The sequence below is a fragment of the Endozoicomonas sp. PH6C genome, assembly GCF_059322965.1.
Map to the genome: position 1 here is coordinate 2300440 of NZ_CP185342.1, position 18964 is coordinate 2319403.

The following is an 18964-nucleotide window of genomic DNA, read 5'->3' on the forward strand; positions in this document are numbered from 1 at the left end:
CATGAGAATTCTTGAAAATTATTCCCTCCAGGCCCTGAATACCTTTGGTTTCAGGGTCAATGCCCGTTATTTTGTTGATGCCGTTTCGGTTGAGAATCTCCGTGAGGCCATTGCTTTTGCAAGCACAAAGAATCTACCCCTCGTCCCCCTGGGTGGTGGTAGCAATCTGGTGTTAAGTGGTGATCAGGAGGCTCTGTTTGTCCATATCAATATTCCTGGCAAAAAGGTCATCTCTCGTGAAGATGAATGTGTCACCGTGACTGCGGGAGCGGGTGAGAATTGGCATGAGTTTGTCCGCTGGACTCTGTCTGAACAGGCTTTCGGTTTTGAGAATCTTTCCCTGATTCCGGGGAGTGTGGGTGCAGCACCGATTCAGAACATTGGTGCCTATGGTGTTGAAATCAAAGATTACTTCCGGAGTTTGGATGCACTGGATATCCAGTCCGGAGAACTGAAAAGCTTTTCTCTTGAGGATTGCCGGTTTGGCTATCGTGACTCGATCTTCAAGCAATCAGCTCGAGATCGCTTTATTATCACGTCTGTTTCGTTTGCTCTTGATGCCAGGTGGTCGCCCAGACTCTCTTATGGCGATTTACAACAGGAAGCAGAGCGGCGCTCAGACGGGAGCCCAGACGCTTTTGTGATCAGTGAAGCTGTCTCTGATATTCGCAGGGAAAAATTGCCTGACCCTCTGAAACTGGGTAATGCCGGTAGCTTCTTTAAGAATCCTGTAGTGAATGAAGCACTTTTGAAGAAGATGCAGGCAGATTACCCTGATATCGTCGCTTATCCCTTTGAAGGCCGCTGGAAGCTGGCCGCTGGCTGGCTGATCGACAGGGCGGGTCTGAAAGGTTTTCGTCAGGGATCGGTAGGCACTTATCACAAGCAGGCTCTGGTACTGGTCAATCATGGTGGAGCAGAGCCCGATGATTTGCTGGGGCTGGCCAAGCATATTCAGTCTGTGGTTCGTAATAAATTTGGCGTCGAGCTGGAGATGGAGCCAAGAGTCTATTAATTTCTTGAGCTTTTCCAATCACGAGTGCCAGTTTTCTGGCATTCCCCTTCCCTTCTGATGATAAAGAAAAACTCCCTTTTTCAGGCTGTCTACTCTTAAGAAAGTACGAGATGTTTTCTGTTCGATGAAAGCCTTTTATGCAGTGAGGCTTGTACTGTAAATGGAGCTTTCATGCGTGGTTTTCTATCGTTAGTATTGCCGTACCTCTTTGTTAACCTATCTGCTACAACCGTGTCCGCCGAGGACTGGTTATCAGTCCCTTCAGTATCTTCAGATCCCGAAATCCAAATCAAGAGTGAAGGGTATTCACAAGCTGCTTCCAGTGAGCAGTTGATCAGCTGGATGTCGACAGCACCCCTGCATGGTATTGAATTTCCACAGAGTCAGTGGTTGCAGCTGGCGATTGATCCCTCCGAGCAGAATGTTCGAAAAGTCGCTTACGAATTTGCAGCTTATCTGGATACCGGGCGACTGGACAGAAGGGTTTATCAGCCGGGGTGGAGAATTGCAGACACAGCTACTTTGCCTGTATTGCAGGAGCATATGGACTCTAACTCGCTTGATATGATTGAGCCCAGGCTGCCGCAATATGAGTTGTTGATGAGAGCGCTACAACGGTTTTATACCTATCTGGAGGCGGCTGCTGATCACTTTCCGTCCAGTATGGTGCTGCAAGAAGGGGATCGGCATCCTTCCATTTTGATTCTGAACCAATGGTTATTTGATCTGGATCTGGCTGATCGTCTGCCGACAGGGTATTACAGTCGATCCCACATGTCAGTGGTCAAGACATTACAGAAGCAGTATCGAATTCGTGCAGACGGATATGTAGGTGAGCGCACTCGTCAGGCTCTGATTGCATTAACCCTTCAGAGAATCAAAGTCCTGAAGGTGAATATGGAGCGAATGAGGTGGATGCCCAGATCCTTGCCTTATCCTCATGTGCTGGTGGATATTGCCGGTTTTAATGTGGCCTGGGTGACGAGTCAAAGAAAACAGAGGCTTTATCGCGCCATTGTTGGCAAGCCTTCTCGCCAGACTCCGATTTTTCAGGAAAGTATAGAGAGTATTACAGTGAATCCATACTGGCGGGTACCTAGCTCTATTTCCTCGACTTCGATATTGAGGAGGGCTCAGAAAGATCCTGCATTCCTGAAACGTGAGGGTTTTTCTGTGTATGAAAGTTGGAAGTCAACTGCAAGAGAGCTGGATCCTGACACGATTAACTGGAAAAAATACAATCGCAGAGTCTTTCCCTATCGTCTGGAGCAGAAGCCGGGGAAGGTGAATCCACTGGGCAAATATAAGCTCGACTCTCCCAATGCCTACAGTATTTACCTGCATGATACTGACAAGCCGGATCTTTTTAAGGAATCTGTCAGAGCCTTCAGTTCCGGTTGCACCCGGGTTGAAAATATTGAACATTTAATTGGCAATATTCTTAAAAGCCAGGGAATGGAAAATGAAGCAAGGACTTTGCAAGCCACTTCGGAGACGGGCAAGTTAAAACTCAGAAAGCCTGTTCCACTCTATTTTGTTTACTTCACTGCCTGGCCAGACAGTCATGGTCGTGTCCGCTTCAGGCAGGATATCTACAATCTGGATGATGCATTGCTGTCCGGACTGTAATTGCAACCACTGGAGACGTTCGAATTTTCTTCGCCACGAGCATTTGAAGTTGGTATCCTGAAGGGATTGATTGGAATATCTCCATGGATTGACACTCTGCTGCGCAGGGTGTTTTAGCTGACAAGAGTTTTCGGATGACTGCCAAGACAGCTGCTGTATCTTCTATACCTCAGACCCATCGTCAGGAATTGATTGTTGATTTGATTCGTCAGCATGGCTTTATGACGACCGATGAATTGGTGCAACACTTTAAAGTGGCTGCCCAAACGATTCGCAGAGATTTGAATGAGCTGGACAAAAAGAACCTGATCTCAAGGCATCACGGTGGTGCAGGTATGCCGTCCAGTAGTACAGTCAACACGGCTTATTCAGAGCGCAAGATGAGCCTGAGTGAAGAAAAGGCTTGTATTGCTGCCGAGCTGGTAAAAAGAATCCCCGATGGTGCATCACTGTTTATCAATATCGGTACTTCAACTGAAGCTGTGGCCAGGGCATTGTTGAATCACAAGGCGTTAAGAGTCGTTACCAATAACCTTCATGTGGCGTCAATTTTGCTGCAGCGCGAAGACTTTACCGTTGTCATTGCAGGGGGGGAAGTCCGTAATCGTGATGGCGGTATTGTCGGTCAGGCAACCCGGGATTTTATTGAGCAATTCAGAGTGGATTATGCCGTCATGGGCATCAGTGGCATCGATATGGACGGTGCCCTGATGGACTTCGATTACCATGAAGTCAGGGTCGCTCAGGCCATGATTGGTAATGCCAAACACTGTTTCCTGGCAGCGGATCACAGTAAATATGGTCGCAGTGCTATGGTCAGGCTGGGTCATCTTGAGCAGATTGATGTCTTATTCACGGATGTTGAGCCTCCTGAGCCGCTTAAAGAGGTTATGGCAAATTGCGCGATAGAGATGGTAATTTGCGAATAACGGATCATTGTTGCGCATAAAAAGTGTTTTTTTCAAAAAAGGTTAATGGTTAAAGAGCACCAAATCGCCCTTATAGCCATACAAGATTCAACCTTCATCTGTCTAAGGACTTTCAGCCATACACCAGCCAGAATCCGGCGGACTTTCAGGTAAAGAGGATCAAGCTCTTATCTCAATGAGTAAGGCCCGTTGGTTTACATACTATCGCCATTCCTTCAGCTGTAGCGAGCTTCAATCAACAAATTTAAAAAATGCAAGTCATTGAGGTCAGGGTCCACCAAGTGCAGGATAGGTGTGAAGTTACCAGCCTCTCTTAAGATCTGAACAAATGGGTCCTCTTGCTGGATAGTCCTATCCTTGAGGGGAGTCCTACACATAGCACATACATCTCCATGCTCTAGCCAGGTTTCCAGACAGGATGTGTGAAAATTGTTGGCGCATTTGGTAACCGATACTTCTTTTTCTGCAAAACTAAAATAACAAATAGCACATTCGTCCTCTTGCATATATTCAGTAGCGGGCCAGTAATATTGGTCAGAAGGGGTTGTGATTCCGTTCATGATATTTACTCCTGTTTGCTTGGCTTATATTTATCTGACTTGCGTTATCTCTTTTAGTTCCCTGATCCTCTGTATTTTTTGTGGTTATTGAAAGCGGTAACGATGTAATCGGAGTTGCAACGTCAATCGTGTTTTCCAACTCCCGTAATAAGCATGAAGATATGAGTTTTAAGACAAGAAAGGAGGGGCATTGCCTCTCCTTTTTCTATGGGCGTCATTGCAACATGACAGCTTGAAATGATGAACTCTCATCACTGGAGTCATAACAGCCCGATGATAGTCCACCGGGCTTGATGATTAATTTTCCTGTGATGCAGAGACAGCAGGTTGCTCATCTTCAGATGGCTTGCTTTCGGGCTGCTGGGCTGTTGAAGCCTGCTGTTGCTCCTGACGACGCTTCATGCGAGGGTCGTTGTGAGCCCTGCTGCGTCTGCGGCGGGGGGCAGGTTCTTCTTTCTTGCTGAACTCAACAACATTTGATGTTGGCTCGGCTGCTGCTTCGGGTTCGGCAGCTTTGCGTGCTTCCTGCTGTTGAGGTGCTGCTTCAGCAACCGGTGCCGGAGCGGTTTCCCTGCTGCTCTCAATTGCTGGAGTTGCGGGCTTGGCAGGTTCTTCTGCTTTTGCGACTGTGGGTTCAACGCTTTGTTGAACCGGAACATTTGGCTTCTGGAGAGGGACTGCATCCCTGTGGCTGCTGGCAGCGACTGCCTTGGCCATTTCAGTCATGCGAGGCGCTGCAGTTTCAGGTGCCTCAACAACTGGTGGGTTAGCAGGTCGGGTATCTTCAGCCTGAGGCTTCTGCCCGTTGGCAGGAGCTGCCTTGCTAACCGCTTCCTCAGCCTGTCTTGTTGCTGGCGTTTCGGCAATAGCATCGACCCTTTCTGGCTGGTGGGATGCTTTCTGTTCAGATTCTCTGGCAGCCATCTTTTCAGTCGGTGCTTCCAGTGGGGCTTCTACTTCCTGAGAGGCCCTTAGGTCCTGCTGAAGAGCCGGTTTAGCACTCTGTTTTTGAGAGGTCTGTTCTACAGGTTCTTTTACAGCTGCACTCGTTCTGGCGGCAGCAGGTTGCGATGGTACTTCCGTCTTGCCTTCTTCAGGCTGAGACAGAGAGGGTAGTGAGGGCTGTTCCAGTTGGCTACGATCTCTCTGGGAGGGACGGTTGTTTCTTCTGCGATGTGCAGAGCCGGGACGACGACGGCGACGGTTATCTTCCTGCTGCTCGGAAATGGCCTGATCCTGATGTTTCTGATCTGTCAGAGGCTCACGGCGATCTCTTCTTTCCTGTTGCTGGCGACGAGAGCTGCGCTCCTCCGGCTGCTGGCGAGCAACGCGTTCCTGACGGGGCGAGTTCTCTCTTCTCTCGTCCTGTTGGCGACTACTGCGACGGCGCTCATTCCGAGCCTGACGATCATCAGCCTGCTCTTTGCGGTGCGGTGGCTTGTTGCGTTGCTGGCGTTGGCCACGATGATCTCGCTGCTGAGAGTCGCGCTGTTGACTATTGCGATCTCTTGGCTGGCGCTGCTGAGGAGCAGGCTTTTGGGTTTCAGCCTGGGTAGGCTTTTGTGAGGCTTCTTCGGCCGTAAAAAGACCACCAATTGCTTTGACAAAAGACTTCAGCAGGCCTTGTTTTTCAGCCAGAGCGGGTGCGGGTTGAGATGGAGCTAGGTTTTTAACCGCCGCTTCCTGACGTGGAGTTGCCCTGGTCTGTGAAGAGGTTACTTTTTCTTCCTGTGGCTCGTCAGCAGTGATGATTTCGTAGCTGCTCTCGGAGCCTTCCAGCACGTGATCATCTCTCAGACGCTGTACGTCGTAATGCGGTGTTTCCAGGTTTGGATTGGGAATCGCAACAATGCGAATCTTGTGACGCTTCTCAATCTTGGCGATGGTCTGGCGTTTCTCATTCAACAGGAAGGCAGCAACAGCGACCGGCACCTGGGCACGGATTTCAGAAGTCTTGTCTTTGAGAGCTTCTTCTTCCATCAGGCGCAGGATTGACAGGGCCAGGGATTCAATATCACGGATAGTGCCCTGGCCAGAGCATCTTGGGCAGACCACACCGCTGGTTTCACCCAGTGACGGGCGCAGACGCTGGCGAGACATTTCCAGCAGTCCGAAAAGAGAAATACGTCCGGTCTGCACGCGTGCGCGATCCATGGAGAGTGCCTGACGAATGCGATTCTCGACTTCACGCTGATTGCGGTTGTGGCTCATGTCGATGAAGTCGATCACGATCAGCCCGCCGATATCACGGAGCCTGAGCTGACGGGCGATTTCATCGGCCGCTTCCAGGTTGGTGTTGAGTGCCGTTTCTTCAATATCGCCACCACGGGTTGCCCGGGCGGAGTTAATATCTATGGAAACCAGGGCTTCAGTGGGGTCAATGACAATGGAACCACCCGAAGGCAGCTCAACTTCACGCTGAAAAGCTGTTTCGATCTGAGATTCGATCTGGAAGCGGTTGAACAGCGGGATGCTGTCTTTGTATAGCTTGACCTTGTGCTGGTACTGGGGCATAACCTGCGTGATGAAATCCACTGCTTCGTCAAATACGCTGGATTTGTCGATCAGAACTTCGCCAATGTCCTGACGCAGATAGTCCCTGATTGCCCGGATAATGACGTTGCTTTCCTGGTAAATCAGCATAGGTGCTGGCTTTTGTGCCGCATCCTTGATGGAACTCCAGAGTTGAAGCAGGTAATCGAGGTCCCACTGCAGTTCATCTCCGGAGCAACCGAGACCTGCTGTGCGGACAATAACACCCATTTCGGAAGGGATCTTGAGGTTGCTCAGGATTTCACGGAGTTCAGCCCGTTCATTACCCTCGATGCGACGCGAAATGCCGCCGGCTCTTGGGTTGTTGGGCATCAGAACCAGATAACGACCGGCCAGACTGACCAGCGTCGTGAGAGCAGCGCCCTTATTGCCGCGCTCTTCCTTATCTACCTGAACAATGACTTCCTGCCCCTCTTTGATAACGTCCCTGATGTTGGGGCGACCACCTTGATGAGGGGAGCTGAAGTATTCCCTGGAGATCTCCTTAAGGGGGAGGAATCCGTGACGTTCAGCACCAAAATCGACAAAAGCTGCTTCCAGGCTGGGTTCAACCCGGGTGATTTTTCCTTTGTAGATGTTAGCTTTTTTCTGTTTACGAGCGCCGGACTCGATGTCCAGATCGTAAAGGCGCTGGCCATCAACCAGCGCGACGCGCAACTCTTCAGACTGAGTTGCGTTGATTAACATTCTCTTCATAGAGTACCGAATACATTAAGAGGCTATCCTCTCAAGCCGGCACTGCCCGTTTTCTTGTCTTCCGGTCCGTCACTGATGCGGAACTGCCGGTTTATAATCTGTGCTATCAGGGTTACTTCCCAGTACTTCTTTAACCAGCTTTGTAACTATTTAGCATCAAACCGGTGACCAGGTCTTAATTCAGACGGGTCACCCTGGGCGGGGAAATTCAGTTTTACCGGGAATTTTCGGCGTTTATCGATAGCGATTGGCTCGATAAAAAAGTAGGCCGATTATAATGTCAATCTTCCCGGAGTTCTCCTCACGCCCGGAATCCGGGGGTGCACTGCTTGACAGAGAGTAGCGCTGTTTATCTTACACGGCTGGGCCGTGATGGTGTTTCATCTGTCCTGAGTGTCATCGGCTCTGGTTCAAGTGGCTTTATGGCTCTTTCGTACTTGCCAATTCCGCTGTCGGCCGCTCTCAGGATTCGTAAATCGAACTGCCTACTCGTATATGCATAAGGCAGTGCAACAACTATACCAGTAATCTGTAAGTGCTTCAAATGACGGAAAGCTGATACTATAGCGCAATGGATAGACATCAGAACGACTCCCGGCAAGCCGGAGAACCCCGCCCAGCGGTAAAAATGATCAATATTGACAGCGAAGATGCCGGGCAACGGGTCGATAATTATCTGGTACGGATTCTCAAAGGTGTGCCTAAAACCCGGGTTTACAGAATCATCCGTAAAGGTGAAGTACGAGTAAACAAAAAGCGCGTAACTGCAGATTACCGGCTTCAGGATGGAGATCTGTTAAGGGTTCCACCTGTCAGGATTTCTGAAAAGGCTCTCATGGCAACGCCTGGGGCTGTTATTATCCAGAAGCTGGAAGATGCCATCCTCTATGAAGACAAATCTCTGATTATCATCAATAAGCCAGCCGGTATTGCTGTTCATGGTGGCAGTGGTATCTCTTATGGCGTTATTGAGACTCTGAGAAACATCCGCCCTCAGGATCGAAGTTTGGAACTGGTGCATCGTTTGGACCGGGATACTTCGGGCTGCCTGATGATTGCCAGAAAGCGAAGCATGCTTCGTTATCTTCATGCTCAGCTGAAGGAAGATAAAATCAGTAAAATCTACAACGCCCTCGTCCTGGGTCGCTGGCCGAGCAGGAAAGTTCTTGTGAATGCCCCTTTGCTGAAAAATACCCTTCGATCCGGAGAGCGGATGGTGACGGTGGATATAGAGGGTAAGCGTTCAAAAACCCTTTATCAGGTGCTTGAGAGATTCAGTTACGCCAATGAAGCAGCCACTCTGGTAGAGGCCAGTCCGGTTACTGGTAGAACGCACCAGATCAGGGTGCATTGTCTGCACGCCGGGTACCCGATTCTTGGAGATGATAAATACACGCCAGATGAAGATAATAAACGATTCAGGCAGTTCGGGCTGAAGCGACTGTTTCTTCATGCCGCCAAACTTAAGCTGGTTCTGCCAGATGGCCAGCCTTTGACAATTGATGCCCCTTTGCCGAAAGATCTTGAGGATTTACTTGAGACGATCAGGAATTAATATTTTTTTGGATATTGATGGCGTCTTTTTTCTCGTGTTACAGACATCTGGACAAGCAGTAGAAGATTGATCAGGTATGAAGGAAAGAAAAGAGTATTCACTGGTTGTATTTGACTGGGATGGAACCTTGATTGATTCTGTGCCCAATATCGTAACCGCCCTGGTCAGGGCGGCAGAGAACATGGCGTTGCCTGTTCTTTCAAATGAGACTTATAAAAGCATAATTGGACTGAGCCTGGGGGAGGCGGTTGCAAGACTCTATCCTGAGCTGGATGACGGGCAGGTCGCCGCTTATCGTGAAGCGTACCGGTTCTTTCATCTTAAGCTGGAGCAGAAGCCATCCCGTCCTTTCCCCGGGGTTACCCGGGGGTTGGAGCATCTGAAAGGTACGAGGATCAAAATGGCGGTGGCTACGGGTAAAAAAAGAGCGGGCCTGGAGCGCTCAATGACCGCTAACGGTTACCAGTCATTCTTCGAGGCCAGTCGGACAGCCGATGATGCCCATTCCAAACCTCATCCGATGATGCTTGAACAGTTGCTTGCTGAGTTCGGTGTAACTGCAGATCAGGCGCTTATGGTTGGAGATTCCGGGTTTGATATGGCCATGGCTGCCAATGCTGGTATGGATAGTGTGGCAGTCACTTATGGCGCTCAGGATGAAAGCAAGCTGAAAGAGTATGATCCGGTGTATACGGTGGACTCTTTTGATGATTTGATTGATTGGCTGGGCAAACACTGACAGCCATAGAAAAAGAACTTTTTTTGTGCTCCGTTCGAATAAGGGACAGAGAAGTTTGTTGAAAATAGCAGGAGTGAGTTGAGTGAGTAGTTCATGGAATGAGAGTGATGACTATGAACAGTCAGGTGATAAAGAAGGGCGTGCCTGGAAGCTGGTTGAGAACCTGGCCCAGGGTGCTTTGAAAGAGCAGCGTCGTGCACGTCGCTGGGGGATTTTCTTCAAGCTTCTGACTTTTATCTGGTTGTTTGTATCCGTTGGTGTTTTCTACAACGCCATGCATGTAGATCTTTCTGGTGCTCCAGCCAGTGCATCCCATACTGCCCTTGTAGAGTTGGACGGTGTTATCGGAACCGATGATGTCAATGCCGACTCTGTGGTTACCGGGCTGCGTGCAGCCTTTGAAGATAAAGGTACCAAGGGGGTTATTCTTCGTATTAACAGCCCCGGTGGCAGCCCGGTTCAGTCTGGCTATATCTATGACGAGATCAGGCGGCTGAGAGGCTTGTATCCTAAGACTCCCCTCTACGCAGTAGTCATGGATATCGGTGCTTCTGGTGGCTACTACGTGGCGGCGGCGGCAGATAAGATTTATGCAGATAAAGCCAGTCTGGTCGGTTCCATTGGAGTGATTTCTTCCGGTTTTGGCTTTGTCGAGGCTATGAAAAAGCTGGGCGTGACCCGCCGTAACTATACGGCAGGTGAGTTCAAAGCCTTCAATGACCCCTTTCAGCCCGAGGACTTTGAAGCGACTCAGCGCTGGCAGCAGTCTCTGGATACGATCCACAATCAATTTATTAATGTCGTAAAACAGGGGCGTGGTGATCGTCTGTCTGATAATAAAGATATCTTTTCCGGCATGGTCTGGACAGGAGAACAGGCAATAAAACTGGGTTTGCTGGATGGTCTGGGTAGTGCCGGTTATGTAGCACGCGAAGTAATTGGTGAAGAAGAAATTGTCGACTTTTCTCTGCGTTTGACTCCTTTCGAGCGTTTTGCGAGAGATTTTGGTGCCGGGGTTGCTTCGACTGCGGTTAAGGTGCTTGGGTTGAACTCCTTATCGTTGCAGTGATGTTTTTCGAGTAAGACCCATCGTGCTTTCTAACTCCCGGGATGAGCATGGATATTTGAGCCTTAAGGCAAGGCGACGATCGCCAACGCAGGATTAAGGCTCAAATCTTCAGTGCAATAGGGAATTAGAAAGTTCGATTGGTATAATTAAACCTGGAAAGGCCAGCGATTTGCTGGCCTTGTTTGTTGCAGATCCAGTTGAGATCAGCTTTTCCAGCGTACAACGGAACCTCTGTCTTCTGGTCGTTTTCCAGTCTCTCTTTGAAGTTCCACTCACCCTGAATCCAGTCGTCACCCATGTCTTCTGGATTGAATCAATTTGGCTGCTTGCCCACGCTCCTCAGCAATTTAGTGACTCGTACTGTTTTGTCCTTACTGGTGGTCACCACATGGCGTTGGTCGGCGCTGAAGAAGGCTGATGTGATGGGCCCCTCGTGGGAAATGGTGGCTTTTTTTACCCATGATCCGTCGGCCATCTTGCCGTAGACTATTGCTGTGTGATCGTCACTGGCCGTTACCACATGGTTCCCATCAGCGCTGATGTTGGCTGATATGACCTTGTCATTATGGGAAATGGTGACTTTTTCTGTCCATAATTCATCGGCCCCCAGTTCATAAATTTTCGCCGTGCAATCGTCACTGGTGGTCACCAGATGGCGGCCATTGGCGCTGAAAGCAGCTGAACTGATTCGACCCTCATGGGTAATGGTGACTCTTTCTACCCATGATCCGTCGGCCATCTTGTCATAGACTTTGGCCGTGTGATCGTCACAGATGGTCACTAAGTGACAACCATCAGCGCTGAAGATGGCTGATCTGACCTTGTCCTTATGGAAAATAGTGGCTTTTTCTACCCATGATCCATCGGTCTCCCTGCCATAAATTTTTGCTGTGTGATCGTCACTGGCGGTTGCCAGATGGCGACCATCGGCGCTGAAGGTGGCTGAGTTGATCTTATCATTATGGGAAACGATGGTTTTTGCTTTCCATGATCCATCGATACCCCAGTCGTAGATTTTCGCTCTGTAGTCGTTACTGATGGTCACCAGGTGGTGGCCCTTGATGCTGAAGCTGGCTGAGTTGACAGGACCTTTATTAGAAATGGTGGTTTTTTCTACCCATGATCCATCGCCGTTCCGGCCAAGGATTGTCGCAGTGCCATTGTCCTTGATATCAATTGCATAGAGGCCTTGCTCGCTATAGACCGTTGAGCGGCTCCAACCAGTCACGGCGACGGTGTCTTCTTCTATCCATGATCCACTGGCCCCCCGGGTATACATTCTCAACCTGTTATCGCCACTGAGGATTATCAAATGGCGACCATCGTCACTAAAGCTGGCTGACTTCATGGGAGCATTATGCAAAATGGTATCTTCTTCGACCCATAATCCATTGAGTTTCAGATAGATTTTCGCCGTGTTATCGCTACTGAAGGTCACTACACGACAGCCATCGGCACTAAAGATTGTTGGTTTGTCCAAACCATTATTGGAAATGGTGGTTTTTTCTACCCATGATCCCCCAGCTTTATGGCTGTGGATTTTCACCGTATGATCGTCACTGGTGGTTACGACATGTTGGTTGTCGGCGCTGAAGGTGGCTGAGTTGACCTTATCAGTATGGTAAATGGTGGTTTTTTCTTCCCATGATCCATCGACGTTCTGGCCATAGATTTTCGCCGTGTGATCGTCACTGGCGGTCACCAGATGGCTTCCATCGGGGCTGAGCTCAGCTGACCTGATATTGCGAGTATGGTGAATGGTGATTTTTTCTTGCCATGATCCATCGACCTCCTGGCCAAGGATTTTCACACTGTGATCGTCGCTGATGGTCACGACCTTGCTGCCATCGTCGCTGAATCTGGCTGATTTGATACGGCCACTATGGGAAATGGTGAGTTTTTCTTCCAGTGTTCCATCCTCTCCCAGAGCATAGATTTTCACCCTATGATCGTCACCAACAGTTATCATATGGCGGCCATCGGCGCTTAAGGACGCTGAGTTGATGCTGCTGTTATGGGAAATGCTGGTTGTCTCTAATTTAAATGTTTTACATTGAGACATCACTTTACTGACAGTGAAAAAGAACAGAGCAGGAAAATAAACACTCTCGCGGCGTTTCATGACTGAATCGATTAACGCCTCATCATCGGTAAAGCGCTGCAACCATTCAGTGAGCTGTTTGTCATCTTTGTTACTGAGTATTCTCTTTAATTGAGTCTGGTGTGAAGAGGGAAACCGGCCATACCAATTCTTTGCCAGAGTATCGCCTTGTTTGGTAGCGCCCTGAAAAAGGCGGGATGCCCTTTCCAAGCTGCTAACAGAGCGAAGATCCAGATATTTAAAAATTTCCGATTGTGCCAAGGGGGGCAAATTTGCCAATGAATGTTGTGGCTTATCAGGTGCTGTTACATGCTTTCCCGAACTGACTCCGGTCGTTGTCTCTGACCGGGATTGCTTTGGTTCTGACAGGCCAACAATGCCGTAATTATCATTTATGCGAGTCATACTTGCTCCCTCCCTGGATAGATATTTTCCTGCAATCAAGAATGATATTCAGAGTTGGTTTAATAGATTAGAGTCTTTTTTGGGACAATAGTTCAAAAAATAGAGCCACATGCAAAGTTGCTGGTATGCTGATTTGCCATTAAGAATGAGTATTGATTAATGATTCTTATGTTTTTTTCTTTAAAGGTCAGAATGTGTCTTTGTAATTGAGTGCTTGAGAAATAAAGGCTGAAATGGATTTCTGTAAAAAAAAGCCAGCGATTTGCTGGCCTTTTTCGTGCTGTGCCTGATGGGCAATTAGAAGTAGTAACGCGCCTGCAGAGACAGGGTGTTGTCACCCTCCTTCTTGCCAAGATTATTTTTGCTGTCGTCGATGGCGTATTCAACGGCAAACTGCATTGGGCCAGTTTCATAAATGGCGCCAATCATGGTTTCTTTCAGAGTTTCCTTAAACTGGTCATCGTTTGCTGAACTGTTGTCTTTCAGCTCATTATAACCTGCTTCCAGAGAGAAACCCTGCAGAACATTGTTCATAGCCAGTCGACCATAAAGTTCAATACCCTTGGACTTGGCGTCGGCGTAGACGTCGTCGTTGCCATTCAGTTGAGTTTTATTTGTCAGCTCGCCGTACATGGCAGCCAGGTACAGTCTTTCGTTTTCAAATTTCAGACCGGCAGTGGCAGACTTGGACTTTTCCTGGTCTTTATACTTGGTTTCAGAGTAGGTGGCACCCAGAGAGAGGCCCATGGCCAGATCATAGCTGGCAGAGATGCCGTAACCAGAATCACGCTGGGCATCTGATACCGTGTGATCTTCCATTTGGTATTGAAGGCCGATGTTCAGACCACCGAAGCTGTTGCGGTACTGGATAACATCATCGGCTCGGGCAGTACCGTCGAAGTCGCCGCCTTTGCGACCGTCATAGATACCCAGAGCGCTACCACCACCGATGGCATACATGTCTGTCCAGCCGGAAACGTCATAAGTTACGCTCCAGTTTTTACCGGCAGCGAATGCACCCATTTCTTCATGGCTCAGGCCAACATAGCCCAGACGGTTAAAGAAAGTGTCTTTCTTCTCACCATTTTCGTATTCATCTTGAGCGCGGAAGCCCCACTCTGCAACACCCTGGCCGGTCCATCCACTGTCAAACTTGTGCGCGAATTTAAAATTAATACGAGCGCTGTCGTTGTTCAGGGTGTTATCGCCATTCTTATTCTTGGCAACAACACCAACACGGCCACCAATACTCAGGCTGCTTGTGCCGTCGTCAAAAACGTTCACTGCCATTGCTGGACCTGCCACTGCGGTGGCTACTGCTGCGGCCAGAATCTTTTTGTGCATGGTTACGTATCCCAACTGATTGTGTGTTTAATGTTGAGCCAAGATTGTTATGTAGTTGTACTAACGGGTCACGTTGAAAGCATCAATGGTTATATCGAAATCGCGAATGTGTTAGTTGGCCGCTTACCGTGTAAATTACTTATTGGTCAGTTCAATGGGCTGAGTGATTTCTTTCACTGGCTGAGAGGAGTCGGGGTGGGTAATCTAATCCTCATGAATCGTCTACTCCGGTTCATGTGTTGTGTGTATTTGCCGGCATCAACCCAGAGTCATTGATGCCGGCTTTTTTGTTTTCAGGGTTTATTGTCTTTAAAGTGTTTCCGGCATAATCGGATTGGTGAAAGGGTTTTGTCTTCTCCTCTTTATTGCAAGAGGCTAAAACAAAGTGCTTTCATAGAGCGTAAAAACAGTTTGTTTCAGTGGATCGAATGAGTTGTCCGTCAGGCTGCCAGGCAACCTTTTTTGCGATATGGGCATTTCAATGTCTAACAGAGAGAGTTGTACTCATGGCCAGTAATCGGCTGAAAATGAGTTTGCTGCCCGCTTTACAGGCAATTCTGGATACCGGAAGTGTAACCCGCGCAGCAGATCAGATGCATGTGACCCAATCCACTATGAGCAGGACTTTGTCACAGCTGCGAGAAGCCTTGAATGACCCCATTCTGGTCAGGGAAGGGAATCATATTTTTCTTTCCGAAAAAGCGCGTCAGATTCAGCCGTTGGTTTCAAAACTGATGGCAGACTCTGAGACGCTGTTTGAGAATCAGAGCTTTGACCCTGCAACCAGTGAACATCATTTCCGGATAGGGACAAGTTCGGTTGTTCTTGATAATTTTCTCATTCAGGCTTTGATTGAGCTTAAGCAGGTTGCGCCTGGTATCAGCAGTTCGGTGTCGCTGCCGAATGAGGTAACAATTTACTCAATGGAGTCGGGCGAGTTAGATCTCGGGGCCATTGTTGCTTTTCCTGATACCACTGAGAATCTCTGCAAAGAAGTGATTACCTCAGCGTCGTTTAATGTTCTGATGCGCAAGGGGCATCCGATGAGTGGTCGGGACACACTCGATCTGACCGAGATGGACCAGTATCCTTTTGTTGTAACCCAGGCGGTGATTGCCGCCAGTCCGTATATTAATGGATTGCGTGAACAGTATGCCTTTTTACAGAACCCATGGCTGAAGCTGCCAAGCCTCGAAGCTGCCTTGAAGGCGATTCGATCCAATGACGCATTTACTATTGTCACCAATGTAGAGTACCTGGCAATGGACCTGTTTGAGGATTATGTCCTCCTCCCTATTTTGTCAGATTCTCCACCCCTGACATTTGAACTGGTGTGGCCAGAGCATTGGCAGTTTAACCAGGCGCATCAGTGGATGAGAAGCTTTCTGTTAAGTAAATTCCAGGAATTTTTCAAACCGGTCGAAGGACTTTGAGCTGGTGAACCAGGGCTTATTTGCCCCGGTTTTTACGGTTATCGTTGATAATGAAGCCCGCTACTGCACAACCAAAAATAAGTGTGGCTGCAACCACCAATAATCCTGCGACCACGACCGTGTCCATATACATAATTGATTCTCCTGAGTTTTTGTTTTCCACAGGATAGAGCGGGGAATGGCGCAGGGTATTGATCCGGGTCAACTTTTTTCTTGATTGTTAAATTCTTAACTAATGACTAAGCAGAGGATTGATGCCTTCGTTGATCAGCATGTGGTTTAGTTGAATCAGGGGTAACCCAATCAGGCTGTTTGGGTCATTCCCCTCCATTCTGGAAAAAAGGCTGATGCCCAGTCCTTCACACTTAAAGCTGCCTGCGCAATCCAGTGGTTTTTCCTTCTTTATATAGTTCTCAACTTCGACCCTTTTCAGAGTTCTGAAATGAACGGTGTAAGGCACTACAGCAAGCTGATATCGGTCAGTTTGGGTGTTGAGTAGGCAAAGGCTGGTGTAGAAGGTCACTGACTGGCCGTTGCACTTCAGCAGTTGCTCTATGGCTTGCTGTTCGGTTCCGGGCTTTCCAAGAGTGATATTGTTGAGTTGTGCTGCCTGGTCTGAAGCGATAATCAGATGCTCGGGATAGTGAGCTTTGAGCGTATCGGCTTTTTTCCTGGCAAGTCGTTGGGTCAGCATTTCTGCGGATTCGCCTGCAACGGGTGTTTCATCAATATCAGGTGAATGACATTCAAACGCGAGGTCAAGCCTTGCCAATAAGGATTTTCGATAGGGAGAGCTGGAAGCCAGAATGATTTTCATAAATTTTGGTTGTTCAGGTTGGAAAAGCTTTCATTGATAGAGGTTTTTGGCAGTCATTCCAAACGTTAAGGGATAACTACCCGGAAGGCCAGAATAAGACGTGACAGGGGCGGAAATTACCTATTGTTTTTGTTGCTCTGGAGTCTGCTGGCCCCATGTCTGAGCCTTAAACAGTCTAAAGCGGTTAAACCCTTTGACAGAGACTTTTCTTGCCCCTATTATTGCGCGCTTATGACAACCAACCCGTGAGCTCATGGCTATCGGACAATTACCCAAAACCTTTGATCCGCGTAAATTCGCGCGTCAAGGCAGGCAGTTTCAAGGTTCGCTGGCGCTGAGTCAATTCGACCGGCTGGTAAGCAGTCTGGTTGATGACAGAGGCGAAGTCCAGGTTGACCTTCGCTTTTCATTGAGCGAAAACAACCGGGTTGTGCTGGAGGGGCATGTTGAGGCGGAACTGAGCATGATCTGCCAGCGCTGTCTGGATGTGGCCAAGCTATCGGTGCGAGCTGATCTCCATTTGATGGGGGTACTGACCGACGAGCAGGCCAAAGCCCTGCCGGAAGACTTTGAACCGTTAATGTACGGTGATGAGCCGGTAGAATTATTGCCTATTCTCGAGGAAGAGCTGATTCTGGCACTTCCGCTGGTGGCCTATCATCCGCCTGAAGACTGTTCAGCTCAGCAATATTACACCACTGAGTCTGAAGAAGAGGCTCAGGCTGCTGCCATTGAGGCAGATAAAGAACGCAGGAGCAGTAACCCTTTCAGCGTTCTGGCCAAATTGAAAAAAGATACTACGACCCAGGAGAGTTGACACATGGCTGTTCAGCAAAACCGTAAAACCCGTTCAAAGCGTAATATGCGCCGTTCCCACGACAGTCTGACTTCTGCTCAGCTGTCTGTAGAAGCAGCTTCCGGCGAAACTCATCGTCGTCACCATGTTTCTGCTGAAGGTTTCTACCGTGGCAAGAAAGTGGTTGAAAGCAGCGAAGATTAAGCCCCAGGCTGTTTGCCCAAAGGAGTGATACAGTGACTGTTTCGCTGTCTTTCAAAGGCATGAGATAAAATGACATCAGGTGCAAACGAAGATAGAACAATAACGGTTGCGCTTGATGTAATGAGCGGGGACGATAGTCCCCGTTCTCGTATCCAGGCGGCTGTCAGGTCGCTCAAGCATTATTCTTCTCTCCATCTTCTGCTTGTCGGCGATCGACAGCTCATGGAAGATTATATTTCCGATATCGAATTTTCTGATCAGTCACGTTATACCCTGATTCATGCCAATAAAACGGTAGCCATGCATGACAGGCCTTCGCTGGCACTTCGTGGAAAAAAAGATTCCTCTATGTGGAAGGTGCTTGAGACAGTCTCAAAAGGTGAGGCGCAAGCCTGTGTAAGTGCAGGTAATACCGGAGCGCTGATGGCTATGGGGCGTTATGTGCTTAAAACCTTTGCTGGTATTGATCGTCCGGCAATAGCGGCCAGTGTGCCTACCTCTAATGGCAGTGCTCTGCTAATGGATATGGGCGCAAATGTTGACTGCACTTCGATGCATCTCTACCAGTTTGCCATTATGGGGGCTCAGTTAGCCTCGTCAGTTTATGGTGTGGAGTCTCCGAAAGTAGCTTTGCTGAATATTGGTTCTGAGGAAATGAAGGGGAACGAGCAGGTCAGGCTGGCTCACCATCTGTTGCTGGAAAAGCTTGAGGTACAGCAGGGGCTGGATTATATCGGTTTTGTTGAAGGGCATGATATTTTCAGTGGCCGGGCTGACGTGATTGTCTGTGATGGTTTTGTCGGTAATGTTGCCCTTAAAACCGGAGAGGGAGTTGCGAACCTGGTGCGTGATGGCCTGAGGGCTATTTTTCAGCGCTCTCTGTTAAACCGATGTCTTTATTTTTTAATATCACCTCTGCTGAAGGAATTTAATCGCAAGGTTGACCCAGTGTTGCATAATGGTGCCAGTTTGCTCGGTTTGCAGGGGGTTGTCATCAAAAGTCACGGTGGGGCCGATGAAGAGGGTTTCTATCGAGCGATTCTTCAGGCAGTAAAAGAAGCACAAAATGATGTTCCGGCAAGGATTGCCCGAGAGGTTGAAGAGCGGTTGCTCTGAGAG

At 48.7% G+C, this 18964-nt stretch carries 16 protein-coding genes; 10 read left to right on the forward strand and 6 right to left on the reverse strand.

Translation table 11 applies throughout. The features are described 5' to 3' along the window. The first annotated feature begins 1 nt into the window (after position 1). From murB to ACOMG9_RS08955, 3 genes are all read left to right on the forward strand, one after another. Entirely contained in the window at positions 2 to 1015 is a 1014-nt protein-coding gene (gene murB / locus ACOMG9_RS08945) for a UDP-N-acetylmuramate dehydrogenase (RefSeq protein ID WP_448216665.1), read from the forward strand. A gap of 171 nt (positions 1016 to 1186) precedes the next feature. Then, positions 1187 to 2644: a L,D-transpeptidase family protein gene (locus tag ACOMG9_RS08950; RefSeq protein ID WP_494530105.1), complete on the forward strand. Its 1458-nt coding sequence runs from the start codon at positions 1187 to 1189 to the stop codon at positions 2642 to 2644. Positions 2645 to 2808: 164 nt separating this feature from the next. Then, complete coding sequence (locus ACOMG9_RS08955) at positions 2809 to 3573, forward strand: DeoR/GlpR family transcriptional regulator (protein ID WP_422137096.1); 765 nt, start codon at positions 2809 to 2811, stop codon at positions 3571 to 3573. A 215-nt stretch (positions 3574 to 3788) separates the two neighbouring features. On the opposite strand, the gene ACOMG9_RS08960 is transcribed toward ACOMG9_RS08955, so the two are convergent. Continuing rightward, complete coding sequence (locus ACOMG9_RS08960; RefSeq protein WP_448216667.1) at positions 3789 to 4133, reverse strand: RING finger domain-containing protein; 345 nt, start codon at positions 4131 to 4133, stop codon at positions 3789 to 3791. A 297-nt stretch (positions 4134 to 4430) separates the two neighbouring features. Beyond that, on the reverse strand, positions 4431 to 7382 hold the full coding sequence (rne, locus tag ACOMG9_RS08965) for a ribonuclease E (RefSeq protein WP_448216668.1): 2952 nt from the start codon (positions 7380 to 7382) through the stop codon (positions 4431 to 4433). 571 nt (positions 7383 to 7953) lie between these two features. Between rne and rluC the strand changes: the two genes are divergently transcribed. The 3 genes from rluC (at position 7954) to ACOMG9_RS08980 (ending at position 10745) form a co-directional block, all read left to right on the forward strand. Beyond that, positions 7954 to 8937, forward strand: a complete 984-nt coding sequence (gene rluC, locus ACOMG9_RS08970) for a 23S rRNA pseudouridine(955/2504/2580) synthase RluC (protein WP_448216669.1) — start codon at positions 7954 to 7956, stop codon at positions 8935 to 8937. Positions 8938 to 9013: 76 nt separating this feature from the next. Continuing rightward, positions 9014 to 9676, forward strand: a complete 663-nt coding sequence (locus ACOMG9_RS08975; protein WP_448216670.1) for an HAD family hydrolase — start codon at positions 9014 to 9016, stop codon at positions 9674 to 9676. A gap of 82 nt (positions 9677 to 9758) precedes the next feature. Then, positions 9759 to 10745: a S49 family peptidase gene (locus tag ACOMG9_RS08980; RefSeq protein WP_422133341.1), complete on the forward strand. Its 987-nt coding sequence runs from the start codon at positions 9759 to 9761 to the stop codon at positions 10743 to 10745. A 313-nt stretch (positions 10746 to 11058) separates the two neighbouring features. Here the strand turns inward: ACOMG9_RS08980 and ACOMG9_RS08985 are convergent, their stop codons facing one another. Both ACOMG9_RS08985 and ACOMG9_RS08990 read right to left on the reverse strand, forming a co-directional pair. Continuing rightward, a complete protein-coding gene (locus ACOMG9_RS08985; RefSeq protein ID WP_448216671.1) occupies positions 11059 to 13251 on the reverse strand; it encodes a WD40 repeat domain-containing protein in 2193 nt (730 codons plus the stop codon). A gap of 297 nt (positions 13252 to 13548) precedes the next feature. Continuing rightward, complete coding sequence (locus ACOMG9_RS08990) at positions 13549 to 14595, reverse strand: porin (RefSeq protein ID WP_448216672.1); 1047 nt, start codon at positions 14593 to 14595, stop codon at positions 13549 to 13551. A 506-nt stretch (positions 14596 to 15101) separates the two neighbouring features. On the opposite strand from ACOMG9_RS08990, the gene ACOMG9_RS08995 reads away from it, so the two are divergent. Further along, positions 15102 to 16028: a LysR family transcriptional regulator gene (locus tag ACOMG9_RS08995; RefSeq protein ID WP_494530106.1), complete on the forward strand. Its 927-nt coding sequence runs from the start codon at positions 15102 to 15104 to the stop codon at positions 16026 to 16028. 16 nt (positions 16029 to 16044) lie between these two features. Here the strand turns inward: ACOMG9_RS08995 and ccoM are convergent, their stop codons facing one another. Then, a complete protein-coding gene (ccoM, locus tag ACOMG9_RS09000; RefSeq protein WP_422133346.1) occupies positions 16045 to 16161 on the reverse strand; it encodes a cytochrome c oxidase subunit CcoM in 117 nt (38 codons plus the stop codon). A 99-nt stretch (positions 16162 to 16260) separates the two neighbouring features. Then, positions 16261 to 16845 (reverse strand): Maf family protein, encoded by a 585-nt coding sequence (locus ACOMG9_RS09005; protein ID WP_422133347.1) that lies wholly within the window; start codon positions 16843 to 16845, stop codon positions 16261 to 16263. 253 nt (positions 16846 to 17098) lie between these two features. On the opposite strand from ACOMG9_RS09005, the gene ACOMG9_RS09010 reads away from it, so the two are divergent. The 3 genes from ACOMG9_RS09010 (at position 17099) to plsX (ending at position 18961) form a co-directional block, all read left to right on the forward strand. Next, positions 17099 to 17662, forward strand: coding sequence for a YceD family protein (locus ACOMG9_RS09010; RefSeq protein ID WP_422133348.1), 564 nt, complete (start codon positions 17099 to 17101; stop codon positions 17660 to 17662). 3 nt (positions 17663 to 17665) lie between these two features. After that, complete coding sequence (gene rpmF, locus ACOMG9_RS09015) at positions 17666 to 17845, forward strand: 50S ribosomal protein L32 (protein WP_422133349.1); 180 nt, start codon at positions 17666 to 17668, stop codon at positions 17843 to 17845. A gap of 69 nt (positions 17846 to 17914) precedes the next feature. Continuing rightward, positions 17915 to 18961, forward strand: coding sequence for a phosphate acyltransferase PlsX (gene plsX / locus ACOMG9_RS09020; protein ID WP_422137726.1), 1047 nt, complete (start codon positions 17915 to 17917; stop codon positions 18959 to 18961). Positions 18962 to 18964 lie beyond the last annotated feature (3 nt).